At 67.5% G+C, this 25,342-nt stretch carries 28 protein-coding genes; 8 read left to right on the plus strand and 20 right to left on the minus strand.

What is annotated here, in order from left to right; genetic code table 11:
* Positions 1–12: 12 nt before the first annotated feature.
* The 4 genes from rpmF to ACT9TC_RS01535 all read right to left on the minus strand — a co-directional run bounded on the left by rpmF (position 13) and on the right by ACT9TC_RS01535 (position 3,634).
* Entirely contained in the window at positions 13–222 is a 210-nt protein-coding gene (rpmF, locus tag ACT9TC_RS01520; protein ID WP_458041702.1) for a 50S ribosomal protein L32, read from the minus strand.
* Between the two features lie 24 nt (positions 223–246).
* Entirely contained in the window at positions 247–738 is a 492-nt protein-coding gene (locus tag ACT9TC_RS01525; protein ID WP_458042979.1) for a YceD family protein, read from the minus strand.
* A 150-nt stretch (positions 739–888) separates the two neighbouring features.
* Positions 889–1,386 (minus strand): pantetheine-phosphate adenylyltransferase, encoded by a 498-nt coding sequence (gene coaD / locus ACT9TC_RS01530; protein ID WP_458041703.1) that lies wholly within the window; start codon positions 1,384–1,386, stop codon positions 889–891.
* A 76-nt stretch (positions 1,387–1,462) separates the two neighbouring features.
* Positions 1,463–3,634 carry an ATP-dependent DNA helicase RecG gene (locus ACT9TC_RS01535; protein ID WP_458041704.1) on the minus strand — a complete coding sequence of 724 codons (2,172 nt, stop codon included), beginning with the start codon at positions 3,632–3,634 and terminating at the stop codon, positions 1,463–1,465.
* A 60-nt stretch (positions 3,635–3,694) separates the two neighbouring features.
* On the opposite strand from ACT9TC_RS01535, the gene rsmD reads away from it, so the two are divergent.
* Complete coding sequence (gene rsmD / locus ACT9TC_RS01540; RefSeq protein ID WP_458041705.1) at positions 3,695–4,249, plus strand: 16S rRNA (guanine(966)-N(2))-methyltransferase RsmD; 555 nt, start codon at positions 3,695–3,697, stop codon at positions 4,247–4,249.
* A 137-nt stretch (positions 4,250–4,386) separates the two neighbouring features.
* Here rsmD and thiL read toward each other — a convergent pair whose 3' ends face one another.
* Positions 4,387–5,376, minus strand: coding sequence for a thiamine-phosphate kinase (thiL, locus tag ACT9TC_RS01545; protein ID WP_458041706.1), 990 nt, complete (start codon positions 5,374–5,376; stop codon positions 4,387–4,389).
* A 22-nt stretch (positions 5,377–5,398) separates the two neighbouring features.
* Here thiL and ACT9TC_RS01550 point away from each other — a divergent pair, with 22 nt between their 5' ends.
* Positions 5,399–5,875, plus strand: coding sequence for a DUF3515 family protein (locus tag ACT9TC_RS01550; RefSeq protein ID WP_458041707.1), 477 nt, complete (start codon positions 5,399–5,401; stop codon positions 5,873–5,875).
* Between the two features lie 30 nt (positions 5,876–5,905).
* Here ACT9TC_RS01550 and ACT9TC_RS01555 read toward each other — a convergent pair whose 3' ends face one another.
* The 7 genes from ACT9TC_RS01555 to ACT9TC_RS01585 all read right to left on the minus strand — a co-directional run bounded on the left by ACT9TC_RS01555 (position 5,906) and on the right by ACT9TC_RS01585 (position 13,725).
* The gene (locus ACT9TC_RS01555) at positions 5,906–6,994 is read right to left on the minus strand and encodes a D-alanine--D-alanine ligase family protein (RefSeq protein WP_458041708.1); all 1,089 of its coding nucleotides are present in this window, start codon (positions 6,992–6,994) and stop codon (positions 5,906–5,908) included.
* On the minus strand, positions 6,900–7,997 hold the full coding sequence (locus tag ACT9TC_RS01560; RefSeq protein ID WP_458041709.1) for an NAD(P)H-dependent glycerol-3-phosphate dehydrogenase: 1,098 nt from the start codon (positions 7,995–7,997) through the stop codon (positions 6,900–6,902). The genes ACT9TC_RS01555 and ACT9TC_RS01560 overlap by 95 nt, the downstream gene beginning before the upstream one ends.
* A gap of 19 nt (positions 7,998–8,016) precedes the next feature.
* Positions 8,017–8,781 carry a lysophospholipid acyltransferase family protein gene (locus tag ACT9TC_RS01565; RefSeq protein WP_458041710.1) on the minus strand — a complete coding sequence of 255 codons (765 nt, stop codon included), beginning with the start codon at positions 8,779–8,781 and terminating at the stop codon, positions 8,017–8,019.
* A 4-nt stretch (positions 8,782–8,785) separates the two neighbouring features.
* Positions 8,786–10,168, minus strand: coding sequence for a UDP-N-acetylglucosamine 1-carboxyvinyltransferase (gene murA / locus ACT9TC_RS01570; protein ID WP_458041711.1), 1,383 nt, complete (start codon positions 10,166–10,168; stop codon positions 8,786–8,788).
* A gap of 11 nt (positions 10,169–10,179) precedes the next feature.
* The gene (leuD, locus tag ACT9TC_RS01575) at positions 10,180–10,791 is read right to left on the minus strand and encodes a 3-isopropylmalate dehydratase small subunit (protein ID WP_458041712.1); all 612 of its coding nucleotides are present in this window, start codon (positions 10,789–10,791) and stop codon (positions 10,180–10,182) included.
* Position 10,792: 1 nt separating this feature from the next.
* Positions 10,793–12,280, minus strand: a complete 1,488-nt coding sequence (gene leuC / locus ACT9TC_RS01580) for a 3-isopropylmalate dehydratase large subunit (protein ID WP_458042980.1) — start codon at positions 12,278–12,280, stop codon at positions 10,793–10,795.
* A 317-nt stretch (positions 12,281–12,597) separates the two neighbouring features.
* On the minus strand, positions 12,598–13,725 hold the full coding sequence (locus ACT9TC_RS01585; RefSeq protein ID WP_458041713.1) for a TerC family protein: 1,128 nt from the start codon (positions 13,723–13,725) through the stop codon (positions 12,598–12,600).
* A 290-nt stretch (positions 13,726–14,015) separates the two neighbouring features.
* Here ACT9TC_RS01585 and ACT9TC_RS01590 point away from each other — a divergent pair, with 290 nt between their 5' ends.
* Positions 14,016–14,564 (plus strand): RNA polymerase sigma factor, encoded by a 549-nt coding sequence (locus ACT9TC_RS01590; RefSeq protein ID WP_458041714.1) that lies wholly within the window; start codon positions 14,016–14,018, stop codon positions 14,562–14,564.
* On the plus strand, positions 14,561–15,727 hold the full coding sequence (locus ACT9TC_RS01595) for a DUF4349 domain-containing protein (protein WP_458041715.1): 1,167 nt from the start codon (positions 14,561–14,563) through the stop codon (positions 15,725–15,727). Before ACT9TC_RS01590 ends, ACT9TC_RS01595 begins: the two co-directional genes overlap by 4 nt.
* A 49-nt stretch (positions 15,728–15,776) precedes the next feature.
* On the opposite strand, the gene ACT9TC_RS01600 is transcribed toward ACT9TC_RS01595, so the two are convergent.
* The 6 genes from ACT9TC_RS01600 to ACT9TC_RS01625 all read right to left on the minus strand — a co-directional run bounded on the left by ACT9TC_RS01600 (position 15,777) and on the right by ACT9TC_RS01625 (position 20,036).
* A complete protein-coding gene (locus tag ACT9TC_RS01600) occupies positions 15,777–16,478 on the minus strand; it encodes a DUF2510 domain-containing protein (RefSeq protein ID WP_458041716.1) in 702 nt (233 codons plus the stop codon).
* An 87-nt stretch (positions 16,479–16,565) separates the two neighbouring features.
* A complete protein-coding gene (locus ACT9TC_RS01605) occupies positions 16,566–16,955 on the minus strand; it encodes an SHOCT domain-containing protein (protein WP_458041717.1) in 390 nt (129 codons plus the stop codon).
* A 22-nt stretch (positions 16,956–16,977) separates the two neighbouring features.
* Positions 16,978–17,196, minus strand: coding sequence for a DUF6325 family protein (locus tag ACT9TC_RS01610; protein ID WP_458041718.1), 219 nt, complete (start codon positions 17,194–17,196; stop codon positions 16,978–16,980).
* A 74-nt stretch (positions 17,197–17,270) separates the two neighbouring features.
* On the minus strand, positions 17,271–17,834 hold the full coding sequence (locus ACT9TC_RS01615) for an NYN domain-containing protein (protein WP_458041719.1): 564 nt from the start codon (positions 17,832–17,834) through the stop codon (positions 17,271–17,273).
* A gap of 188 nt (positions 17,835–18,022) precedes the next feature.
* Positions 18,023–18,919, minus strand: a complete 897-nt coding sequence (locus tag ACT9TC_RS01620) for an SDR family oxidoreductase (protein ID WP_458041720.1) — start codon at positions 18,917–18,919, stop codon at positions 18,023–18,025.
* A gap of 157 nt (positions 18,920–19,076) precedes the next feature.
* Complete coding sequence (locus ACT9TC_RS01625) at positions 19,077–20,036, minus strand: NAD-dependent epimerase/dehydratase family protein (RefSeq protein WP_458041721.1); 960 nt, start codon at positions 20,034–20,036, stop codon at positions 19,077–19,079.
* A 93-nt stretch (positions 20,037–20,129) separates the two neighbouring features.
* Between ACT9TC_RS01625 and ACT9TC_RS01630 the strand changes: the two genes are divergently transcribed.
* Positions 20,130–20,528 carry a DUF3054 domain-containing protein gene (locus ACT9TC_RS01630; RefSeq protein ID WP_458041722.1) on the plus strand — a complete coding sequence of 133 codons (399 nt, stop codon included), beginning with the start codon at positions 20,130–20,132 and terminating at the stop codon, positions 20,526–20,528.
* Positions 20,529–20,853: 325 nt separating this feature from the next.
* On the opposite strand, the gene ACT9TC_RS01635 is transcribed toward ACT9TC_RS01630, so the two are convergent.
* Positions 20,854–21,525 (minus strand): NUDIX hydrolase, encoded by a 672-nt coding sequence (locus ACT9TC_RS01635; RefSeq protein ID WP_458042981.1) that lies wholly within the window; start codon positions 21,523–21,525, stop codon positions 20,854–20,856.
* 259 nt (positions 21,526–21,784) lie between these two features.
* On the opposite strand from ACT9TC_RS01635, the gene ACT9TC_RS01640 reads away from it, so the two are divergent.
* Together ACT9TC_RS01640 and ACT9TC_RS01645 are read left to right on the plus strand one after the other, a co-directional pair.
* On the plus strand, positions 21,785–22,498 hold the full coding sequence (locus tag ACT9TC_RS01640) for a hypothetical protein (protein WP_458041723.1): 714 nt from the start codon (positions 21,785–21,787) through the stop codon (positions 22,496–22,498).
* A gap of 195 nt (positions 22,499–22,693) precedes the next feature.
* Entirely contained in the window at positions 22,694–23,740 is a 1,047-nt protein-coding gene (locus ACT9TC_RS01645; protein WP_458041724.1) for an aggregation-promoting factor C-terminal-like domain-containing protein, read from the plus strand.
* Between the two features lie 32 nt (positions 23,741–23,772).
* On the opposite strand, the gene ACT9TC_RS01650 is transcribed toward ACT9TC_RS01645, so the two are convergent.
* Complete coding sequence (locus tag ACT9TC_RS01650; RefSeq protein ID WP_458041725.1) at positions 23,773–24,117, minus strand: DUF2200 domain-containing protein; 345 nt, start codon at positions 24,115–24,117, stop codon at positions 23,773–23,775.
* A gap of 46 nt (positions 24,118–24,163) precedes the next feature.
* On the opposite strand from ACT9TC_RS01650, the gene ACT9TC_RS01655 reads away from it, so the two are divergent.
* On the plus strand, positions 24,164–25,237 hold the full coding sequence (locus ACT9TC_RS01655) for a DNA polymerase IV (protein ID WP_458041726.1): 1,074 nt from the start codon (positions 24,164–24,166) through the stop codon (positions 25,235–25,237).
* Positions 25,238–25,342 lie beyond the last annotated feature (105 nt).

Raw genomic sequence — 25,342 nt, forward strand, 5'->3', positions numbered from 1 at the left:
ACAGCGAGCCGGTCAGACGTCGGCGACTTTGCGGCCCTTGTACTCGAGGAACAGTTCGGTTCCCTGCGAGTCGGTGACCACCTTGGCCTGGTGGGGACGGCTGTAGACGACCTTGCCGTTCTCGACGGTCTTGACGAGCGCGATGGGATCGGCCTTCCACTGCGCGCGGCGCGAACGGGTGTTGGAGCGCGAAACCTTGCGCTTCGGGGGGTTACCTGCCATGGCTCTATCTCTTTCGTTCGAGTCTTAGGGGTTCTGGTCCGGCTCGCGGGCGCTCGCTGAAGCGTCGTCCTGGGCCAGTTGCCTGAGCGCCGACCAGCGTGGATCGAGGTCGGAACTCAGAGAATTACTATCCATATCGGCCAGTCGCTCGCCCGTTACCGGGTCCAACCCGGGGCAATCCGGCTGGCATACCGGCTGAAACGGAAGCGACAGGATAACCGCATCCCTGACAAGAGTTTCAAGATCCACGTGATCGTCTTGAACCTCGAAGTCAGATGTTTCCTGTCCAGGATACGCGAAAAGCTCCTGGAATTCGACTTCGAGGGGTGCGGCGATATCGATCAGGCAGCGTCCGCAGATCCCGACGTACTCTCCGTGCGCCTCTCCGCTGGCCATAATGCCCTCGTGAACCGACTCGAGCCTCACGTCGACATCAACGGTGCCGCCCTGGTCGAGGTGAACGAGGCCTTCGCCCCATCGCTCGGCGAGGGACACCTCGAAGTCGTGCTCGCGCATCTCGCCCGGACGGCGCTCGATGTCGCGGACGTTGATGGCGAATGGTCCTGGCCTGCGGTTTCTCACGGGGGACCATGCTACCCGCGGTGCGCTGCGTCGGGGTCAGGCGGCTCGCGACGCGCGCTCGATTCGTCAGGTCGCGAGTGTGCTCTAGCGTGCGCTGGTTCCCGTGGCGAGGAACCTCGCGACGGGCCCCGGAACGTACGGCGAGACATCTCCGCCCAGCCCCGCTACCTGACGAACGAGCGAACTCGAGACGAGAGCGTGTGACGGGTCAGGCAGGAGAAAGACGGTTTCGACGTGCGCGAGGTGGCGATTCACGATCGCCATGGGCGTTTCGTAGACGACGTCGATCTGCGAGCGGATGCCTTTTACGAGCACTCCCGCCCCCACATCGGTGGCGTAGTCGACCAGAAGCCCCATGCTCCACGATGCGACGATGATCTCACCCTCGATCCCGCTCTCTGCGATCGACTGCTCGAGCAGCTCCAGACGGTGGGCGATGGGGAGCATCGCCTCTTTGTCGGGGTTGTGCACGACGAGGACGTGCAGCGAGTCGTACAGCGACGCGGCGCGACGGATGACATCGAGATGGCCGAGGGTCGGCGGGTCGAACGAACCCGGAACGACCGCGATCCTGTTGTTCACTCGGCCAGCCTATCCGCGCTCACCGCACGTGACCGAGCAGCGTTACGTCGGACGGCCTTCTCGGCGCACTTTTCGGTCAGTTACGCGCCATCGCCGCGCGGTCCTCGACGTCCAGACGACGATCGATGGCACGAGCGAGCCCCGTATGAGCGCTGAGGTCCGGATCGTCGCGAAGAATCCCCTCGGCCTCAGCGCGTGCCTCGGCGATGAGCGGAGCATCCGTCACAACGCGCAGCAACCGCAGCGACGAGCGAGCACCCGATTGGATGTCCCCCAGCACATCGCCTTCGCCCCGCAGTTCGAGGTCGACCTCGGCGAGTTCGAAGCCGTCGAGCGTACGCGCCACCGCCTCGACGCGCGCGCGGGCGGGCGTTCCTCCCGGCGCCTCGGTCACGAGCAGGCACAGGCCGGGGACGCCGCCTCGGCCCACGCGTCCCCGCAGCTGATGCAGCTGCGACACGCCGAAGCGATCGGCCTCGAGAATGACCATGGTCGAGGCGTTGGGCACATCGACACCCACCTCGATTACGGTCGTCGCGACGAGCACGTCGATCTGGCCGTCAGCAAAGGCCCGCATCGTCGTATCCTTCTCGTCCCCCGGCATGCGCCCGTGCAGGATAGAAACGCGCAGGTCGGCGAAGTCGGCCCGGGTCGCGAGCATGCGTTCGACCTGCACGACTCCCCAGCGCACGCGCGCTGTCTCGCCCTTGACGGGTGGCGCTTCGACCGTTTCGTCGGTCGCCGCCTTGCCTGTGGCCTCGACATCGATCGCGGGGCAGACGACGAAGACCTGGTGTCCCTTGCCGACCTCTTCCGCCGCGCGCTGCCACACGCGCTCGAACCACGCTGGCTTCTCGTCCACCGGGGCCACGAACGTTTCGATGCCGGCGCGACCGACGGGCATGGTGCGGATCGTCGACACATCGAGATCGCCGAACACCGTCATCGCGACCGTGCGCGGGATGGGCGTCGCGGTCAGCACCAGCGCGTGGGGGCTCGAACCCTTTGCCCGCAACGTCTCCCGCTGCTCCACGCCGAAGCGGTGCTGCTCATCCACCACCACGAGGCCGAGGTCGGCGAAGGTCGTCGTGTCGCTCAAGAGGGCGTGCGTACCGATCACGATCAGCGCCTGCCCCGAGGCAACGCGGAGCGCTGCGCGGCGACGATCCGCCGCCCCCTGCTGACCGGTGAGCAGCGTCGGCATGAGCTCGGGCGCGAGATCGGGCCCGAGCATCCGTGCGATCGATCGCAGATGCTGCCCGGCGAGGACTTCGGTCGGGGCGATGAGGGCGGACTGTCCACCGGACTCGGCGACCTGGAGCATCGCCCGCAAAGCGACGAGTGTCTTACCCGACCCCACCTCACCCTGAACGAGCCGGTTCATCGGCCACGCACCGACCAGGTCCCCCGCGATCTGCTCGCCGACGTCGTCCTGGTCGGGCGTCCGCGTGAACGGCAGCGCCGCGTCGAAGCGTTCGAGGTAGCCGCCGCCCTGTGCGGGGCGCGGCCGCGCCGACAGGGCACGGACCGCGGCACGCTGCTGGAGAAGCGCCGTCTGCAGGACCAGCGCCTCGTGCATCCGGAGCGTTTCGTGGGCGATGTGAACGTCGGAGTCGGATGCCGGGCGGTGGATCTTCGTGAGTGCTTCTCGGGCGGGGACCAAACCCTTTCGGACACGGAGCGGATCGGGAATCGGGTCGTCCACCTCGCCGAGGGCGCTCAGGACGAGCTCGATGATCTTGCCGAGCTGCCAGCTCGTGGTCGTTGACGTCGCGGGATAAATCGGAATCGGGAGCTTTGCGTACTCCTGCGCGCTGCGCCGTGCGGTCTCTTCGTCGTCGAAGAGCTCGTAATCCGGATGCGCCAGCTGTTTGGTATTGCGATACTCGCCGACCTTGCCCGCGAAGATTCCACGGCGACCCGCGTGAAGGTCTTTCAATCGCCACGTTTGGTTGAAGAACGTCAGCGTGAGACGCCCCGGTCCATCACTGATGACGACCTCGAGTATCGAACCCTTGCGAGCCTGCATTCGGCGCTCGCCCGCGCTGACGACCTCGGCGACGATCGTGACCTGCTCCCCCACCGGTAGATCACGGATGGGCGTCAGCTCACCGCGATGGGCGTATCGGCGGGGGTAGTGCGCCAGCAGGTCACCGACCGTGCGCATGCCGAATGCGCGCGCGAGCGCTGTGGCGGTCTTGCCTCCCACGACGCCCTCGAGCCGAGTTTCGAGAAGCACCGACGACATCCCCCGACTCTAGTTCGCGGGTGCGACATCGCCGTGCCCGACAGTTTGTAGGGTGTGAGGATGACCCGGATCATCGCAGGCGGAGCCCGCGGTATCCGGCTCGCCGTCCCCGCCCGCGGCACACGCCCGACGAGTGATCGTGTGCGCGAGTCGCTCTTCGCTGCCATCGAGGCAGCGGGCGCGTTGGATGACGCGCGCATCCTCGACCTGTACGCGGGGTCGGGCGCACTGGGCCTCGAGGCGCTTTCCCGCGGTGCGGCATCCGTCGATCTCGTGGAGTTGTCGCGCCCGGCCGCGGCGATCGCGCGCGACAACATCGGCCGGGTCGAGCGATCCCTCGGCCGCACGGGACGTGGACGCGTGCACACGGCCGCCGCGGATACGTACCTGCGCGGTCCTGTCGGCCCGTTCGATCTGGCCTTCCTCGACCCGCCATACGAGCTGGGCGAATCCGAGCTGACCACGACGCTCTCCCTCCTCGCGCCGCGCATGGCGGAAGACGGTGCGGTCATCGTCGAACGTTCGCGACACTCCCCCGAGCCGGGATGGCCGCCCGGCCTCGAACTCGCGCGCGAGCGCGCCTACGGCGACACGGTCATCTGGCAGGCGCACTGAACGTTTGCGGGCGCACTGAGTTCTCATCGGCGCACTGAGTTCTCATCGGTGCACTGAGTTCTCATCGGCGCACTGAGCGCGAGCAGGCGCGCGGAGTTCCGGCGGGCGAACTGTCCCGAGGCCGCTCGTGCCCCGGCTCAGCCGATTCCGGCGTCCCAGTCCCGGTAGGGATCCCACCCCTGGGGCGCCCGGGGCTCGCCGTCGAGCAGCAACGGATACGCCCCAGCCGCGGTGACACCGCCGATCACGCGGAATCCCTCCGGCACGTCCGAGCCGCGGGGGAAGGTCGCCAGCAACGCATGGTCCTCGCCGCCATCGATGGCCCAGCGCGAATCGCCGCCGACCTCGGTGGTGCGAAGCGCGAGCGTCACCCCGGATGCCTCCGCCAGGCGCGTCGCGTCCAGGGCGAGACCGTCCGACACGTCCATCATGGCGGTGGCCCCGGCACCCGCCGCCGCGACCCCCTGTTCGATCGGCGGTGACGGGCGCAGCTGAGCGTCGAGCGCCTCGAGCTCGAGCGCGTTCAGCGTCGTCCGGTCGACCGCGATCGGGCCCGAGGCATCCGTGAATCGGGAGAACAGCAGATCGATCCCGCGTGCCGCCACGCCGGCCTCGCCCGCGAGTGCCACGATGTCGCCCGGGCGCGCGCCCGAGCGCAGCACCGGCGCGCGGCCCTCGAGCGACCCGAGGGCCGTCACGGCGATCGTGAGGGTGGACGAGATGGTCAGGTCGCCGCCGATCACGGCGCAACCGGGCGCAAGCGACGCGCAACACGCCGCGAGTCCCTCCGCGAGACCGCGGACGAACGACAGCCGAGTATCGGCGGGCATCGCCAGCGCGACGAGTAGGCCGGTCGGGCGTGCCCCCATCGCGGCGATGTCGGCGAGATTCACCGCGGCCGCCTTCCACCCCAGATCCGTGCCCGACGACCACGCCAGCCTAAAGTCCGGGCCGTGGACGAGCGTGTCGGTCGTCGCGACGACCCGACCGTCCGGCGCCCGCAGGACCGCAGCGTCGTCGCCGGGCCCCACCTCGGATCCCTCAGCCGTGCCGATGCTCGCGAGGATCGTGTGCAGGATGGCGGATTCGGCGAGGTCGCCCACGCGCGGATCGTCGGGCTCGGTCATCCCTCCACGCTAGCCTGGAGGGGTGTCTCTGCGTCGCCTGCTCGTCCTCTCGACCGCGGTGGTCGTGTCGGCGGGACTGCTCAGCGGGTGCACCTCACCCGTCGCGATGCAGCCCGCGCCGAGCGCGAACGATCCGCTCTGCGCCGAGGTGTCGGTGCGACTGCCGGACACTCTCGACGGCAAGGAGCGGCGTCAGACGGATGCCCAGGCCACGGGCGCGTGGGGCGACCCGGCCGCCGTGCTGCTGACGTGCGGGCTCGAGCCGCCGGGTCCGACGACCCTCCCCTGCAGCACGGTCGATGGCGTCGACTGGATCATCGAGGACCTCGGCGACTTCCGATTCCGTGTCACCACGTTCGGGCGTACGCCAGCGGTCGAGCTCTATCTCGACACGAACGTCGACACGGGCGTTTCGAGCGCCGTCGTGCTCGAGTCGCTCGCCTCGGCCGTCGGGCGGCTGCCCACCGATGGGGCCTGCACCGACGCACCCGTTCCGTAACCGCCGTGCCGCGAGCCCACAGAACGCCGGTCAGGCGCGCTCGAGAGCCGTGTCGACGAGTTCTGTGATGAGCTCCGCGTACGACATGCCCGACGCGATCCAGCACTTCGGGAACATCGAGATCGGCGTGAACCCCGGCATCGTGTTCAGTTCGTTCACGACGAGTCCGTCTGACGTCAGGAAGAAGTCCACGCGGGCAAGGCCTCGCCCATCGACAGCCTCGAAAGCCCGTGCGCCGAGCGCCTGGATCACCTCGATCTCGGATGCGTCGAGCTCGGCCGGGCAGCGCACGTCGACCCCGTCGCCGCCGAGGTACTTGCCCTCGAAGTCGTAGAACTCGCGGGTCGTCAGCACGACCTCACCAGGCAGCGACGACCGAGCGGGCGCTCCTCGACGTCCCTCCAGCACCGCGACCTCGATCTCACGCCCGACGAGAGCCGACTCGATCAGCACTTTGTCGTCCTCGGCAAAGGCCAGGGCGAGGGCGTCATCGAATTCCCCCGGATGATGGACCTTCGACACACCGACACTCGACCCGGCACGCGCGGGCTTGACGAACAGAACGTCTCCGAGCGCCGCGGCATCCGTCCGTACCGCTTCGGGGTCGCTGTCCCAGCGGGCGCGCCGCACGGTCACCCAGGGAGCCACCGGCACGCCCTCGGCCTGCAGCGCGATCTTCATGAAGTGCTTGTCCATGCACAGCGCAGAATCGAGCACCCCGCCACCGGCATAGGGCAGCTGAAGGGTATCCAGGAACCCCTGGATCGTGCCGTCTTCGCCGTGCAGCCCGTGCAGGATCGGCAGGACGACGTCGATCGCACCGAGATCCTCGACCGCACCGTCGGCGCGGCGCACCCGCAGCTCGCGAGCCGAACCGCCCTCGGGCCAGACGATGCGGGTGCCGTTGTCGACGACCTCCGGCAGCTTCTCGGCGTCGAGGGCGAACTTGTCGGGATCGTCGTCTTCGAGAACGAACACACCATCGCGGGTGATGCCGATCGGGATCACGCGATACCGCTCGCGATCAATCGCCCGCAGTACCCCGCCCGCCGTTGCGGAGCTGATCGAGTGCTCGCTGGAGCGACCGCCAAAGAGCACCGCCACCGCCGGTTTGTGCATTCTGCGTCCTCTCGCCCCGGGGGGTGTCATCGTCGGTGGTCAGGTGTGGCGCGATCTGTTGCGGCTTCATCGTTCCATCGAGCACGCGCTTGACCTGCTCGACGATCGGCATCTCGACGCCGACCTCTTTCGCGAGCTGGAGCACGGGAGCAACGGATGCGAGTCCCTCGGCCGTCTGCTGCATCTGCTTCACGACGTCCTGGAACGAGTATCCCTGACCGAGCAGTCGGCCCGCCGTGTTGTTCCGCGACAGCGGAGACTGGCACGTGGCGATCAGGTCGCCGAGGCCCGCTAGGCCCTGGAGCGTCTCGGGTTGCGCGCCGTACGCGACGGCGAAGTCGGTCATCTCGACCAGCCCGCGCGTGATGATCGATGCCTTTGTGTTCTCGCCGTAGCCGACGCCGTCGACGATGCCGATCGCGACGGCGATGAGGTTCTTCAGCACGCCGCCGAACTCGGTGCCGATGACATCCGTGTTCACGAACGAGCGGAAGTAGGTATTGCGGGCCCGACGCGCCACGGCGTCGGCGGTTTCTTGGCTCGTCGACGAGATGACAGCGGCCGTGGGCTGCTCGCGGGCGATCTCGAGGGCCAGATTCGGTCCGGATGCCACGGCGATGCGATCGGGGTTGCAGGCGAGCTCTTGCTCGATGACCTGACTCATCCGCATACCCGAACGCCGCTCGACGCCTTTCATCAGGCTGATGAGCAGGGCGTCGTTGTCGGCGACGAGGGGACGGACGGCCTTGAGGCTCTCACGGAGCGCCTGGCTCGGCACCGAGAGGTAGATCTGCGTCGCACCGTCGAGGGCCTCGGAGAGATGCGGCGTGGCGGTCATAGATCGCGGCAGATTGACGCCGGGCAGGTACTCGCTGTTGCGCTTACCCTCGGCGATCTCGTGCGCGAGCTCGGGGCGACGCGCCCACATCGTGACCGAGGCGCCACCGTCGGCCAGGATCTTGCCGAAGGTCGTGCCCCAGCTGCCCGCGCCGATGACAGCCACCTGGGGACCATCCGGAGCTTTACGACTCAAAGCGACCCGTCTCTTTCTGCGCGTGCGTGGCCGGGTTCCAGCGAACGGGCGGCGCTTTCTCGTCGCGCAACTCTTCCAGCAGCGACGCGATCGCGTTCATCAGGCGATCGGTCGCTTCCACGAGAGCCGCCGGATGGTGCTCGCGGCCCGCGAAGTCGGAGAGATCGATCGGATCGCCGACGAGCACGTCCACGGGCTTACGCGGCGGCCAAAAGCTCAGCTTCTTGCCGTAACGCGGCATGATCTCCTGCGCTCCCCAGTGCGCCATCGGGATGAGCGGGGCGCCGGAATCGAGCGCCAGACGCACCGCACCCGTCTTGCCGCGCATCGGCCAGAGGTCGGGATCGCGCGTGAGTGTGCCCTCGGGATAGACGACCACGCTGCTGCCCGTCGTCGCGAGCCGCTCCGCACCCGAGAGCGTGTCACGGGCCGAGGTGGACGTGGACTGGCGCTGCACGGGAACCATGCCGGTAGCGGTCAGCGCCCAGCCGAGGACGGGAACGCGGAACAGACTCTCTTTGACCAGGAACCGGGGCGCACGGCCGATCATCCAGACAGAGACGGACACGATAACCGGATCGAACTCGCTGTAGTGGTTGGGGGCGAGGACGAACGACCCCTCGGTGGGGATCTTCTCCGCGCCGCGGATCCGGATGCGCGCGAAGTACTTGGTCACCGGCACGAGTATTCCGCCGAGCAGCCAGAAGACGCTCGGTCGGGACTTCTCGGGAGAGATGCGGCGGGTCCGGCTCACCGGGTCACCCGACGATGTCGAAGTCGGCGCCGAGCGCGGTGAGCTTGTCGAAGAACTTCTCGTAACCCCGACTGATGATGCCGACGCCCGACACGCGGGATTCGCCCTGGGCTGCCAGCGCAGCGACAACGTATGAGAACCCTCCGCGCAGGTCGGGCACTTCGATCTCGGCGCCGGTCAGCGGCGTGGGACCGTTGATCACGGCGGCCTGCTCGAGCTCACGACGGGGCACGCGACGCGCGCCGCCTTCAAGACCGTGGGGGTGCACGACGATGTCGGCGCCCATCTTGACCAGCGCCTGCGTGAAGCCGAGACGGTTCTCATACACCGTCTCGTGCACCGTCGACTCTCCCTCGGCCTGGGTCAGCGCCACGATCAGAGGCTGCTGCCAGTCGGTCATGTATCCGGGGTGCACGTCCGTCTCGACGATGACCGGCTTGATCGATCCGTCACGGCGGAACAGGATGCCGTCTTCGCGGATGTCGAACCATCCGCCGGCCTTGCGGAAGACGTTGAGGAACGTGAGCAGGTCCTGCTGCTTCGCGCCCGCGACGAAGATCTCGCCATCTGTTGCGAGAGCGGCACAGGCCCACGAGACGGCCTCGTTGCGGTCGAAGATCGAGCGGTGGTCGTAGCCGCGCAGCGACTCGACACCCTCGATCAGGATCACGCGGTTGGGTTCGTACGAGATGATCGCGCCCATCTTCTGCAGCACCGCGATCAGATCCATGATCTCGGGCTCGATGGCAGCGTTCTTGAGCTCGGTGATGCCCTTGGCCTTGACAGCGGTGAGCAGCACCTGCTCCGTCGCGCCGACGCTCGGGTACGGGAGCTCGATGTTCGCACCGTGCAGCCCGTTCGGCGCCGTGATGCGGATGCCCTCGTAGCTCTTGTCGACGATCGCCCCGAACGCGCGAAGTGCATCCATGTGGAAGTTGATCGGTCGGTCACCGATGCGGCATCCGCCGAGGTCCGGAATCAGCGCCTCGCCGAGCAGGTGCAGCAGCGGCCCACAGAACAGGATCGGGATGCGTGAGGCACCGGCGTGCGCGTCGATCTCTTCGAAGTGAGCCGATGCCGCGCCGCTGGGGTCGAAAACGAGGCTGCCGGGCTCTTCGCCATCCGTCACCGTGACGCCGTGCACCTCGAGAAGCGAGCGGACCACCGCGACGTCGCTCAGTTCGGGAACGTCCCGCAGGATGCTGGGGGTCTCGCCGAGAAGCGCCGCCACCATCGCCTTGGTGACGAGGTTCTTCGCGCCCTTGACCTCGATCGTTCCCCGTAGTGGACGACCACCGCGGATCGCCAGGACCTCTGCACTCACTTTCGCGCTCCGTCCTGGCCCCGACTTCTTGTTGCCCGCCGTGTCGTTCAGGAGTGTCGTCATGCGGTGCAGCCTTACTGTGCGGGAAGCGGCGGCACCGGTAAAGTGCGTGGCCTCCAGGATTCGCGTCGCGCTTCGTAGGCGGCGATCTTGTCTTCGTTCCGAAGGGTCAGCCCGATGTCATCGAGCCCCTCCATGAGACGCCACCTAGTGTAATCATCGATCTCGAACGGAACCCGGATATCGGCGATCACGACCTCGCGCGCCTCGAGATCCACCGTCATCTGCACACCGGGATTGGCTTCGATAACCGCCCAGATCCGCTCGACGTCGGCCTCGGAGACCACACCTGTGAGGAGGCCTTGTTTTCCGGCGTTGCCGCGGAAGATGTCGGCGAAACGGGGGCTCAGAACAACCGTGAAGCCGAAGTCGCGGAGCGCCCAGACGGCGTGCTCGCGGCTCGATCCGGTACCGAAGTCGGGTCCTGTGACGAGGACGGATGCTCCCAGATACGCGGGCTGGTTGAGCACGAACTCGGGGTCCTGGCGCCAGGACGCGAACAGTGCGTCCTCGAAGCCGGTCTTGGTGACGCGCTTCAGATACACGGCCGGGATGATCTGGTCGGTGTCGACGGCGGAACGGCGCAGCGGCGCGGCGATGCCCGTGTGGGTTGCGAACTTGTCCATGTCAGATCTCCCCCGCCTCGACGCGCGCGTAAATCGGTGTGTCTTCGTCGGCGATCACGTCGGCTTCGCGCACTTCGTCAACAAGATCGCTCGGGCTCGACAGCGTGCCGCGAATGGCGGTGGCCGCCGCGACGAGGGGCGAAACGAGGTGCGTGCGTCCGCCCTTGCCCTGACGTCCCTCGAAGTTGCGGTTGCTCGTCGAGGCGCACCGCTCCCCCGGCGCGAGCTGGTCGGGGTTCATGCCGAGGCACATCGAGCACCCGGCGAACCGCCACTCGGCGCCGAAGTCCGTGATGATCTTGTCGAGGCCCTCGGCCTCGGCCTCGAGCCGCACGCGCGCGGAGCCGGGCACGACCATGACGCGGACGCCTTCGGCCTTCTTGCGTCCCTCGATGATGGATGCGAAGGCGCGCAGGTCCTCGATGCGGCTGTTCGTGCAGGAGCCCATGAAGACGGCGTCGACCGGGACATCCTTCATCCGCGTTCCGGCCTTCAGATCCATGTACTCCAGCGCCCGCTCGGCGGCGGCACGCTCGTTGGGGTCAGCGATGTCTGCGGGCGTGGGCACGACGTCGCTCAGCGAGACGCCCTGACCGGGGTTGGTGCCCCACGTCACGAAGGGTTCGAGTTCGTTCGCGTCGAGGAAGACCTCTGCGTCGTAGACGGCGCCCTCGTCGGACGGAAGCGTGCGCCAGTAAGCGACGGCATCCTCCCAGTCCTGACCCTGCGGCGCGTGGTCGCGACCCTGGACGTACGCGAAGGTCGTCTCGTCGGGCGCGACCATGCCCGCGCGCGCGCCGGCTTCGATCGACATGTTGCAGATCGTCATCCGGCCCTCCATGGAGAGGGAACGGATGGCGCTGCCCCGGTACTCGAGCACATAGCCCTGGCCTCCGTTGGCACCGATCTTCGCGATGATCGCGAGGATGATGTCCTTCGCGGTCACACCGGGCTTCAGGTCACCCTCGACCGTGATCGCCATCGTCTTGAAGGGCTTCAGCGGCAGCGTCTGGGTCGCCATGACGTGCTCGACCTCGCTCGTGCCGATACCGAAGGCCATCGCACCGAACGCGCCGTGGGTGCTCGTGTGCGAGTCACCGCAGACGACCGTGATGCCCGGCATCGTCAGGCCCAGCTGCGGACCGACGACGTGCACGATGCCCTGTTCCTTGTCGCCGAGCGAGTGCAGACGCACGCCGAACTCCTCGGCGTTGCGGCGCAGGGTCTCGATCTGCGTGCGGCTGGTGAGGTCCGCGATCGGTTTGTCGATGTCCAGCGTCGGCGTGTTGTGATCCTCGGTCGCGATCGTCAGATCGAGGCGGCGCAGCGGGCGGCCCTCCGCGCGCAGGCCGTCGAAGGCCTGGGGGCTCGTGACCTCGTGCACCAGGTGCAGGTCGATGTAGATCAGGTCGGGTTCGCCGTTGTCGCCCTTGACGACGAGATGGTCGTCCCAGACCTTCTCGGCCAGGGTGCGCGGGGCATCGGGCATGCGTGCGGCGATCTGCGCTGCGGATGGTTCCGCCGTGCTGGACGCGGTGAACGTGGATTCGGGGGTGCTCATATCAGTCGTTCTCTCCTGTGAGGGTGATCAAGCCCGCGACAGACTCCGCGACGAGTGAGGCCTGGAACTAGGACTCGTCGCGGCCGCTAAGGAGAAGGCGAGCGATCAGCATCCGGCCAGGCTACCACCGCGCGGCCGACGCTCGGCGTCGCGCGCGTGATGCCCGTGCACCTCCGAACCGGCACATCCGTCGCCAACCGCTACGGATCCTGTGCCGGTTAGCGACGAATGTGCCGGTTCGAGGATCAGCGCGCGTCGGGCGCCGGTGGCTGCTCGACGGTCGGCGGTGTGCCCTTTTCGTCCGCGACGACGGCGGCCGCCGCGGTCGGCGTACCGGCGGGGGCGTCGGCGACAGCGGTTTCCGCGGCATCCGGCGATTCCCCTGCACCGGCCGCGTTGCGGTTGCGTGCGGAGGCGATGAGGCTCGCCACGGTCGCGACAACCATGGATGCCACGATCACTCCGAGCGACGTCCACGTCGAGATTTCCGGCGCCCACTCGATGGGCTCGCCTCCGTTGATGAAGGGCAGTTCGTTGACGTGCATCGCTTGCAGAACAAGCTTCACGCCGATGAACGCGAGGATGAACGCGATGCCGTAGTGCAGGTAGCGCAGGCGGTCGAGCAGGTCGCCGAGCAGGAAGTAGAGCTGGCGAAGGCCCATCAGCGCGAAAATGTTCGCGGTGAACACGATGAACGGACTCGTCGTGATACCAAAAATCGCGGGGATCGAGTCGATCGCGAACAGCAGATCAGTCACGCCAATCGCTGCGAACACGATGATCATCGGCGTCCACATCTTCTTACCGTTGATCACGGTGCGGACCTTCTTGCCGTCGTACTCGTCGCTGATGTCGATCGTGCGGCGGAGCATCCGCACGATGAAGTTCTCACGCTTGACCTCTTCGCCATGGTCGCCCGGGAATGCCTGGCGAATCGCGGTCCAGACGAGGAACGCGCCGAAGATGTAGAAGATCGGGCTGAAGTTCTCGATCACGGCGGCGCCGACCAGGATGAACGCGCCGCGCAGCACGAGCGCGATGATGATGCCCACCATCAGCACTTCCTGCTGGTAGCGGCGTGGCACCGAGAATTGGCTCATGATCAGCACGAACACGAACAGGTTATCGATCGACAGGCTGTATTCGGTCAGCCATCCGGCCACGAACTGCCCCGCGAACTCGCCCCCCGCGAAGATCCACATCAACCCCGCGAAGATCAGCGCGAGAGTGACGTAGAAGACGACCCAGAGCGTCGATTCGCGTGTCGAGGGGATGTGCGGGCGCTTGAGAATCAGCAGCAGGTCAGCGGCCAAGATCAGCGTCAGCACGACGAGCGAGCCGATCTCGAACCACAGGGGAAGTTCCAGGTCCATGAGGGCCTTTCAAAAGGGAGGGAAGGTCAGTCGAAGACGAAAGTCTCTCCCTCGTCCGGATCGTGCCGGGCGGCACACACCCGGGGCCGCGTCGTCGGGACCCGTGATGACGGATGTGCGCTGTCGGGATACTCCCTCTCGCATCGGCAAGCCTACTGCGCGCCAAACTGGTCTGAGACGATCGGTCCGATGTCGACACCTGCAGGGTGAGAGACAATGAGCGGCAACCGCACCACCCTGGGGTGGGGCGGTGCGCCGAAGACACCGTACAGCGCGGGCCGAGTGGCGGGATGGTGGACGTGAGCGACAGGATGCTGGTGGCACAGGCCGCCGCGGGCAGCGAGCACGCTTTTCGCGCCCTCTACGCGGCGTACGCGAAGCCCGTGTACTGGATCGCGCATCGGCTGCTGCAGGATGCTTCCGACGCCGAGGACGTAACCCAGGAGACGTTCGTGGTGGCATGGCGGAAGCTGCCCTCGCTCGAGCTGGCGAGTGATTCGCTACTGCCGTGGCTCAGCACGATCTGCCGCTTCCAGGCGGCGAATCGGATGCGTGCCCGCAGGCGCGAGCGTGAGCACTCGGGCGCCGTGGCCGATGAGAACCTGCCCGACACGATCGATGTCGAGCAGCAGATCATCGACGCCGAGGTGGCCGAGCGCATCATGCGTGAGGTCGAAGGGTTGTCACCGCTCGATCGCGAGATCTTCGTTCTGTGCGCATCGGGTGGATACGCCTACCAGGCCGCCGCCGACGAGCTCGGTGTTGCACACGGTGTGGTCCGCAATCGTCTCTCGCGAATCCGCACGCGCATGCGGACGGCCATCGGAGAGACGACATGAACACCACGCAGGATGCTTCGGGCGCCGACGCGCTGCCCGAGATCAGCAACGAGACGCTCAAGCGGATCGAGACTGCGGTATTCGCAGACATCGCCGCAGACCGGCAACGACGCCGCGCCCGGCGCGGACGGGTGTGGGCCGGTGTCGGAGCGGCCGCTACCGTCGTCGTCGCCGCCGCCGCGATCGTCGGCCCCTCACTTGGCGGCGGATCGGGCGGATTCTCTGGCGCGGCGGACGAAGCCGGCCAGCCCGCCATCGGCCAGGTTCAGGACGGCGATATGGCCCTCGTACCCGAGTACGTGGACGGCGCGCGAGCAGACGGCAGCATGATCGCCGGCAGCGCCGTGGACGGCGCCACGATCGAGGGCGGCGGCGCACCGGCCGAGTCCGATGCATCCGGTGTTCGTGAACTGATCGCGTCGGGGTCGCTCAGCATGCGCGTAGACGACATCGGCACCTCCGCGGCGGCAGTTGCGGATGCTGCGGAGGCACGCGGCGGATATGTCGAGAGCCTGAACGTCGGCACCAACGGCATGGTGATGGATATCGACGGCATGACGACGATGCCCGCGGCTCCCAACGGAGCGTGGGTTCTGGTGCGCGTGCCCGCCGATCAGCTGACCGAGATGATGGACGAACTCTCATCCCTCGGTGAGGTGACGGCGTCGAACATCTCCCGGCAGGACGTGACCGAGCAGGCGGTGGACCTGCGCGCCCGAATCACGTCAGCCGAGACATCCGTCGCCCGTCTGACCGAGCTGATGTCGCAAAGCGCGTCTGTGGCCGACCTGATCGCCGCCGAGTCGGCGCTCGCCGAGCGGCAGGCGACCTTGGAGTCCCTGCAGCAGCAGCTCGAGATGCTCGAGAGCCAGGTCGAGATGTCGAGCTTGAGCGTCGATCTGACGCTCGCGCAAGAAAACGTCGAGGCGGACCCCGCCGGTTTCGGCGACGGTCTGGTCGCGGGATGGAACGGGCTGATCGCGACCCTCAACGGCATCGTGATCGGACTCGGCTTCCTCCTCCCCTGGATCGTCGTCATCGCGGTTGCGGGCACGATCGTCTGGGCCATTGGCCGGGCGATCCGGCGCGGGCGGACTCGACGGGCGGAGGTGCGCGCACGCGAGACCGTCGCGTCGTCAACGGGTCGCGACGGCGAAGGCTGACCCCGCGGCGCGACTGATCGTCGCGCACGCGCGGGTCGAGTGACCGGCGTTACGAGAACTGCATCTCCCCTGCCTGCTCGAAGATCAGGTCGAATACCTCGCCCATGATCATGCTGGCGTAGACGACCCCGACGATCAGGCTCAGAAGCGTGACCGCGATCCAAACCCAGACCGGCACCAATCCTTTGCCGGTCTGACGGCGCAGGATCACGCCCCGTCCGATCACGTACACACCGTTCGTGATGACCAGTGCCAGGAACGCCCACGCCCAGTGGAACGGCTTCTGGATGCCGCGACGCTTCAGTTCGCGCCAGTCGAGCCAGGCGCACAGGATGCCGATACCGACCACGACGTAGCCGACGACGCTGAGGGCGAGCGACGCGAGAGTCATGCCGATGGACGGCAGCATCGGGTTGGCGGTGTCGAGCGACGACATATCCATGCTCGACTCGAGATATCCGCGCCAGTCGATCAGGAAGATCGTCGGCAGCGTCACGAGCGGGAGGAGCACGACGAGCCAGATCCAGACGGTGTTGGTCTGGATGTCGGTGCGAAGCGGCGCGGTCGGTACGGCGGGAGCCTGCGGGTACGCAGCGGTGTACGGGGCGCCCGCGGTCTGCGGAACAGATGCGGATGCCGCGGGTGCCGCGTGCTCCGTCCACCCGGTGCCGTCCCACCACCGCTGCCACGACGCATCCGTCGGGTCGGGGTACCAGCCTGCGGGAACGTTCGTTGGTGTGGTGTCCGACATCGTCGCCTCTCGTCGTTCTTCTCGAGTTCGTGGTCCTCGGATGCGCCGAGCGCATCGACAGTGGGAACCGAAGAGTTTACCCAGGGCTCACGCGAGGAGTTTCGCCTTCGCGGCCCGGAACTCGTCGTCGCTCAGGACTCCGGCATCCTTCAGCGCGGCGAGCTTCTGCACCTCGCCGACGAGATCGAAGGCGGGAGCGGGCGCCGGCGCGGCGGGCGCTTGAGTTGCAGCTTGCGCGGCGGCGGCCTGCGCGGCCGTGTCAATGTGGGCCTGCTGCTGCGCGGCGCGGTGCTGCTCCTGCTCGTATTGGTCTTGCGCGCGGTGCTGCTGGCGGCCGGACATCGCACCGCTGACGGCCGAGGCAGTGCCGGCGGCGACCGAGGTGCGGGCGGCGAGCCCGAGCAACCTCGAGCGCAAGCAGAACCGCGGACGTTCCGGGTTCGACGAGTTCCGAGAGCTCGGCGATGTCTTCTTCACCGACGATGCCGACCACGGCGAGCTAGACTCCCTCGAACCCGTAGTCGTCCGCCTCGTCCACGATCTCGACAACCGTGAGAGTGCCGTGCTCGTCACGCGAGATCAGCACCAGATCGAGCAAGCGAACGAGCCCCGCGTCGAGGACCTCCGCGAGCGCGTCGACAACGCCCGGTGAGGGACGTTCATTCTCCAGGCCGACGAGATACAGCTCGACGACCGTATGCGAACGCAACCATGGCACGCCTTCCGGGTATGGGTGTGCTGCTCATCCTGACACTGCGTCGAGGCTCGCCGCCACCCGCTGTCGTCGCGGGCTCAGCGCAGGAAGTCGGTGGGGTCGAATTCGTCGATCGGGATGACCCGGATGCGCGGGAGCGGCGCGTCGAAGACGTGTGCGTCGTATTCGAGATCGAACTTCTCGAGACTCGCGAGGGTGCCGAAGCCGGCGTTGCGGAACTCCGAGAACGCGGCGACACCGACGCGGCGATCGGCCGCGAGCAGAGCTCCGAGGTCGTGCAAGAAGTCGCCGTCGTGGCTGACGAGCATCACGTCTTCCGGGCGAGCGAGCAGCGCCTGCAAGGTGCGTTGGATGGCGATGTCGACGACCTTCTCGTCGGGCGAACCCGACAACGGCACGACGATGTAGTCCATGGCTTTCAGCGCCTGGACGAAAGGCATCGGGATGCCCATCGAGGCGTTCAGGAAGAACACCCCGCGGGCCGACTGTGCCCACTGGCGCTCGGCGAAGTCGAGGAGGCGGTCCCAGCGAGGGCGCTCGTCCGGCTGTGGGCGGCGTCCGAGGATGGACCCGCCGAGCGTCGCGTCGATGTTCTCGCCATCGACGAGCACCCAGGTCGTGCGGGCGTCGGTGTCGTTCACGTGGCTCCTCAGTGCGACGGCCCACCCGAAGTGATCGGGACTGGGCGCAGGCGCCGGAGCGCCTCGTCCCGATCCTAGAGGCACGCTCCCGGAGCGACGGCGCTCGCCCCCTCACACGAACGGACGCGACACGCCGCGTCACCCGGAGAGGGTGCGGCGTGTCGCGTCCGTTCAGCGCGGGGCGGACCTTACGGCGTCGGCATGCCACCGTTGACGTTGAGGGTCTCGCCGATGACGTAGCTCGATTCGGCCGACGCCAGGAATACGTACGCGGGTGCCAGCTCGGCCGGCTGGCCCATGCGTCCGAGCGGCGTCTGCTCGCCGAACGTCGGGAGCGCCTCCTGCGGCTGGCCGCCGCTCGGCTGCAGCGGCGTCCAGATCGGGCCTGGTGCGACCGCGTTCACGCGGATGCCCTTCGGTGCAAGCTGCTGCGACAGGCCCTTGGTGAAGTTGTTGATCGTCGCCTTCGTCGAGGCATAGTCGACGAGCTTCTCGGACGGAGAGTACGCCTGGATCGACGTCGTGTTGATGATGGTCGCGCCCGGCTTCAGGTGCTGCAGCGCGGCCTTCGTGATCCAGAACATTGCGTAGACGTTCGTCTTGAAGGTGTCGTCGAACTGCTCGTCGGTGACGTCCGCGAGGTCTTCGACGGCGACTTGCTTGCCGCCGTTGTTCACGAGGATGTCGAGGCCTCCGAGCTTCTCGACCGACTGCGCGACAAGATCACGGCAGTAAGCCGGGTCACGGAGGTCGCCGGGCAACTGCACGACATTCGCGCCGGCCTCGGTGAGGATTGCGGCGATGCGGTCGGCATCCTGATTCTCTTCGGGCAGGTACGACATGGCGACATCCGCTCCCTCGCGCGCGAACGCGATCGCGGTGGCGGCCCCGATTCCCGAGTCCGCGCCCGTGATGAGAGCCTTACGACCGGCCAGTCGCCCGGTGCCACGGTAGGTCTCTTCGCCAAGGTCGGCTTTGTCGGTGAGCTCGGCATCCAATCCGGGCTCCGACATCTTCTGCTTTTCGGGCTCGATGCCCGCGTACAGCTTCGCGGGATCGGTCAGGGTGTACTGGTCTCGTGACATGGGTTCTCCGTCGTCTCGATTGCGGCGATGCGGTCGGCGGAACAGGACGTCCGCCACGACCGGTTGTGTCCGGCGTCAGCCACGGTACGGACGCCTAGCCGCATCTGTTCCGGGGTTGCGGAACACGACTCGCCCCGCTAGTAGAGCGGGCTGCGCGTCAGGCGGTGCGGGAGACGAGCGCCCGCTCGCGCCAGATGGGCGCGGTACGGGCCAGGACCTTCCGCCACGGGGACGCGGTCAGGCCGAGGGTCTCGGTCGTCGCGCTCGCGTCCACGGCGAAGGGTGCATCGAATTGGTAAAGGACGCCCGCGAGTTCTCGCAAGGTCGGCGAGACAACGCCCGCGGTATGCAGGAGGCCGCGCGGGACGCGTCGCAATCGCGGTTCGTCGGCACCGGCGACTCGGGCGAGTTGACTCAAGACCTCCCGCGTCGAAAGCGGGACGCTCGATGGCACGAGCCACGGTGAGCCCCACGCGCGACGGTCTGCGCCGAGCGTGATGAGAGTCGCTGCGATGTCGTCGACGGCCGTCCAGGCGTGCGGCTGATCAGGGTCTGCGAAGACCCAGGCCATGCGGTCGGCGAGGGCCGCGTTCGCATAGAAGGCGAGCACCGAGCTACGGGCCCGGGCGGTCGGGCCGATGTAATCCGACGCGCGGGCCTCGGTCGCCCTCACCCGACCGGCTTCGTGGGACGCGAGCACCTCTTCCCACATGCGCGCCCGCAGAGTTCCTTTGGGGTCAGTGGGTCTGAGCGGCATGTCGCGGGTCATCGGCACGGTCACGGGGCCGTAGCCGTAGAGGTTTCCAAGGATGACCAGCACGGCACCGGACGATTCCGCGGCGCGCAGGATGGATGCGGCCAGGGGCGGCCAGACACGCTTCCACTGCGGACACAAGTCGGGGTTCGCGCAGTTGTAGATGACGGTTGCCCGTTTCGCGACGATCGCCAGGGCGACCGCGTCGGAAGCGTCTGCCGCGATCCGCTGAATGAGCGGATGCTCGGGCCCGGAGCCGGAGCGCGTGATGAGACGAACGCGGCGGCCGTCACGGGCGAGTCTGTGCGCGACGGCTACACCGACGGGGCCGGCTCCAATGACGACATGCAGCTCAGCGGCCACATGCCCATCCTGGCATGCGTCGCGCCATCAAGGCCAGCGTCTTCGAGTGGGATGCTGGGTGTGGAACTTTCTCAGCAGTCACAGGAGTGCCACATGAATCGTCACGTCGTACTGGCGTTCATCGCCGATGTTCTTCTCGTCGTCGTGTTCGCCGCCATCGGTCGGGCGAGTCACGATGAGGGGGTGTTCGGTCCGGGAGGAGGCGGCCTGCTCGAGACGTCGTGGCCGTTCCTCGTTGCCCTGGTGGCGGGCTGGCTCATCACGCTGGCATGGCGCCGGCCGTTCGCGCCCGTCCGGACAGGGCTGGGCATGTGGATCATCACGGTCATCGGCGGGATGGTGCTCCGCGCCGTCAGCGGGCAGGGCACTGCGCTCGCGTTCATCATCGTCGCGGCGGTCACTCTGCTGGTGCTGCTCGTCGGCTGGCGCATGATGGGGTGGGTGGTCGCGTGGGTCCTGGCCCGGGCGCAAACCCGGCGGCTCGTCGACTGACCACCGTCGTTCGACGTCCGATGTTCCGGCCTCTGCGAGGATCGAACCGTGCCCAGCAGCTTCACCGTGGCGACCCGGACCGCTTCATGGACGAGCAGACACGTGGCCCGTTTCGGTCGTTTCGTCACGAGCATGTTTTTCGCTCGGAGGTTCCCGCACGGTGATGCTCGACACGCTCACGGTCGGTTCCCCCACCTTCGGGGTTCCCGCCTTCGGGACACTCGTCGAGAGGCTGATTCTGGTGCCGTACCTGCGACGACTCATCCGGCATCGGAACGCGCACCTCGTCGCGGCTGTCGCGCCGACACCACCAGCCCCTTCCTCGTCAGAGGACCAGCCGCAGTTCGTGGGAGTCATCCCACGGTTCGGTCCAGCCGAGAAGGTCGAACAGCCCGTCGAGCAACATCCCGGTGAAGCCCCAGACCAGGTGGTTTCCGGTTGCGTGCTGCACGAGGAATCCGGGTCCGCGCCACTCCTGCCCATCGCGGCGGATCACCGTCGTGCCCCGATTCGCGGGGTTCAGGAGGTCCGCCACGGGAGCTCGGAAGACGTCCGCGGACTCGGCCTGATCGACGGCCCGCACGGGCGACGGATGTTTCCACCAAGCCAGCACGGGAGTCACCGCGTGCCGCGAGAAGGCGAGCGGGATGGTGCCGAGCGATCCGAGCACCTCGACCCCCGCCGGGTCCAGTCCTGTCTCTTCTTGAGCCTCGCGCAGGGCCGCCGCGACGGGTCCGTCGTCGCCCGGATCGACCCTCCCGCCCGGAAAAGCGACCTGGCCCGGATGCGCCCGCAGCGTGAGCGCGCGGGCGAGGAGCAGAACGTCGAGGTCGCGCGAGACCGCTGTCGCGTGAGCCCGGTGATCGCTGGGCAGCGAATCGAGAACACCGAACAAGATAAGGACGGCCGCGGCCCGAGCGTCATCGACGGGAGGCCCGAAGCGGGCGGCGATGTGCGGATCGAACCGGCCGGCCGCGATGACCTCGGTCAACGCCATCAGCTGCGATCGCGCGTTCTGCGGTGTGGACGGCGTGGATGGTGCAGACACCCGCCCAGCGTACGTCGCGCTCCCCCGCCGAGGCCGCGAATGTCTGGCACGGTCACTTCGTTTGATTCGAGGTCCGTGCATGCGCCGATTGTGGCAGCGGGCGGGGCGTCGAATTCGGGAGTCGTTCCCCGATCGCATCCGCTAGTCAGGGCTTTCTCCGCCCGACGACCGGACCGAGTGCCCAGCGCCGGCTCCCGAGGAGAATTTCATGTCAGATCCGCGCGATCCGAACGGCATCGGCGAGCCCGCGTCCGAGGTCACTCCGGAGCAGACCCTCGAGCAGCCCGGCGAGCAATCACCCGATCTGGCGGGCGATCAACACGCTCTGCAGCACCCCGCGCCCCCGACATCCGTTCCGCCTCTTCCGCCCTACGCGGCGGCGTCGTATCCGGGAGGCTCTTTCCCTGGCGGCTACCCCGACGCAGCACCGGTCTACCCGGGCGCCGCGCCAGAAGGTGTTCCCGCGGGGGCGCCACTTGTGCAGCCCTACCCTGGCGTACCGCCCGCGGCAGCCTATGGGGGTGGCTACCTGCCGCCTCCCGTTGACGGCGCCGCTCCCCAGCCCGGATCGCGACCGAAGACGCTCGCGATCATCGGTCTCGTCCTAGCGCTGATCGGTCTGGTCATGGCGTTCGTGGCCTTCGTCACCTGGTTCTCGGGTTTCGTTCTGCTCGCCGGCTTCGTCGTGGCGCTCATCGCGCTGACGAGCATGCCGTCGACCCTGCGACCGCGGCTGAAGACCTCGTCGTCGTGGAATCCACTCTCGGTCGCACGTCGTACCACCCGACAACGTGGTGGTACGTCGTCTTTCTCGAGAACCCGAACGCCGACTACGTCTTCGATCTCGCCGGCATCGACGTCGAGACGCTCGGCGCGAACGGCACGATCGTGGACACGTCGTCGGACTACCCGACCATCCTGAGCGGAACGACCGCCATCACGGGCGTTTTCGCCGCCGTAGGGCAGGCAGAGATCGCCCAACCGCCTCGTTCTGAGCCCGCGAACACCCGCCATCTGGCCTTTTTTGGAAGCCCGTTCTCACCGGGCGTCCAGGGAACGTACCGGAAGCACCCAGGTGGGGTGTGCCAAAGTCGTTGCTTTGTGTCCGCAGGTGCGGATGCGACGCGCCCGCCCGAGGGCGCTGCTCACCGATACGGAACTGGTCTTCATGCGCTCTGCCTCGACTTCTTTGCCTGCCCGCCGCACCCGCCGACTCGCCGAGCAAAGCGCTCGCAGAGCACGCCGCCGCCCCGCCCTCATCACGTCCGGACTCGCTGTCGCGCTCGTCGGGGCCCTCGCATTTTCGACCGTTCCCTCGGTGCAAGCTGAGGCGTCGTCGGTCTCCGACCGGTCGGACTCGACGCTGACGATGACTCGTGCCTCGTTCACGACGTCCGTTGCGACAACGCCGATCCTCACGGCGACAGGCACGGATGAGGGCTCCTCCGAGATGCGCGAAGCTCTTGCCGCGGCAGATACCTCGATTTCGGCGGCCACCGCGGTGACGTCGGACATCCAGGCATCAGGCCTCGACGTGGGCGAGCCCGACACCAGCGTCGACACTGCTGCGCTCGAGAAGGCCGCCGATCGCCTCGAGGGTGCTGACATGCTGCCTGCCCCGTTGGTGCTGGGGCTGATCTCCGACGTGAACGAACTCGTCACGCCGGTCAACGAACGTGTCGCCGGTTTGCGCGGCAGCCTCGAGGCGGCCGTTGCGAAGAAGGCGGCCGAAGAAGCCGCCGCCGCCGAAGCCGCGCGCGTCGCGGCCGAAGAGGCCGCCGCTGCTGCCGCAGCCGCCAAGCAGACAGCTCCCCGTGCGTCGTCCGGTGGCGCACCGGCGCTCGCCCAGAGCGGCACGAGCGCCGCGGAGGCGCAAGCGACCGCGCGCGGGATGCTTGCCGCACGCGGCTGGGGCGACGACCAGTTCTCCTGCCTCGTCTCGCTCTGGAACAAGGAGTCCGGCTGGAATTACCAGGCATACAACCGCTCGAGTGGTGCAACCGGTATTCCGCAGGCCCTCCCGGGGAGCAAGATGGCTTCGGCCGGTGCTGACTGGCAGACCAACCCGGCGACGCAGATCTCCTGGGGTCTGGGCTACATCTCGGGTCGCTACGGCACCCCGTGTGGCGCCTGGTCGCAATCGCAGTCGGTCGGCTGGTACTGAGCAGCTAGCAAGGGCGTCGGCCCCGCAAGCGGCTACTCGCGACGCAGGATCTTCTCCATCTTCTTGCCGCGCGCGACCTCATCGACGAGCAGGTCGAGATAGCGGATCTTTTGCATAAGAGGATCCTCCACTTCTTGGACACGCACGCCGCAGATGGTCCCCGTGATCAGGGCAGCATTCGGGTTGAGCGTGGCCTCGGTGAAGAACTGCTCGAAGGTCGTCCCGTCGGCGAGGTGTCGTTCGAGGGTCGGCTTGTCGAACCCCGTCAGCCACTCGATGACTTCGTCGACCTCGCCCTGCGTGTGTCCCTTGCGCTTGGCCTTCGCTACGTAGTGCGGGTACACCGCCGATACGGCGGTGGTGAAGATGCGGTGCATGCCGTGAGCCTAGCCATGCACCTGCGACACCGCGCACACTAGCTGCATGAGCGGCGCACCGTGGGTCCTCCATGTCGACCTCGACCAGTTCATCGCAGCGGTCGAAGTGCTGCGGCACCCGGAACTGGCGGGCAGGCAGGTCATCGTGGGCGGGCGCGGCGACCCAACCGAGCGCGCGGTCGTGTCGACCGCTTCGTATGAGGCGCGCGAGCTGGGAGTGGGATCCGGGATGCCGCTGCGGATCGCCGCCCGGAAAGCTCCGGACGCGGTGATTCTGCCCGTGGATCGCGAGGCGTATGACGCCGCCTCCGCGCAGGTCATGGCGGTAGTACGCGGTCAGCCCGGCGCGGTCGTGCAGGTTCTGGGCTGGGATGAGGCGTTTGTCGGAGTGACGACCGATGATCCGGAGGGGTTTGCACGGCGCATCCAGACCGCCGTTCTCACGCGAACCAAGCTGCACTGCAGCGTCGGCATCGGTGACACGCTTGTGCGCGCTAAGGTCGCGACCGGCTTCGGCAAACCTCGCGGTGTCTTCCGGCTCACCGCGACGAACTGGCTCGACGTCATGGGAGAGCGCCCGACCCTCGAGATGTGGGGCATCGGGTCGAAGATCTCGAAGCGGCTCGCGACCCTCGGCATCCGAACCATCGCCGAACTGGCCCGCGCGGACGAGGGCGCGCTCGCCCGTGAATTCGGTCCGCGGATCGGTCCCTGGTACGCGCAACTGGGGCGGGGCGAAGGTTCGGCGACAGTGGACGACACCCCCTATGTGCCGCGCGGGCACTCCCGCGAAACGACCTTTCAGCAGGACCTCGAGGCACGCGAGGAGATCGAGGATGCGGCACGCTTACTGCTCGCCCAGGTGCTGGCGGATGTCGCGGCCGATGCGCGACCTGTCGTCGGACTGGGACTGAAGGTGCGCTACGCGCCGTTCCTGACGAAGACGTTCACGCGGAAGGTGTCGGCGACGACGGATACCTCGATCGTCACGGCCGAGGCCATGGCCCTGGTTGCGAAGATCGCGCCCGACAGGCCCGTGCGACTGCTCGGCATCCGCGCCGAGATGGCGACGCCGGAAGATGCGCGCGGGGGTCACACACCGACCCGCAGCGGGTGGTGAGGCTACCGCAGGGACCACCGCGCGAGAGCAGGGCTTCCGGCACGGAGGAGGATCCTGGCCGCAGACGGATCCTCTCACCGAGCCGAAGTCCTCACTTCGCGCGGC

It is taken from the genome of Microbacterium sp. HM-570 (genome assembly GCF_054165885.1).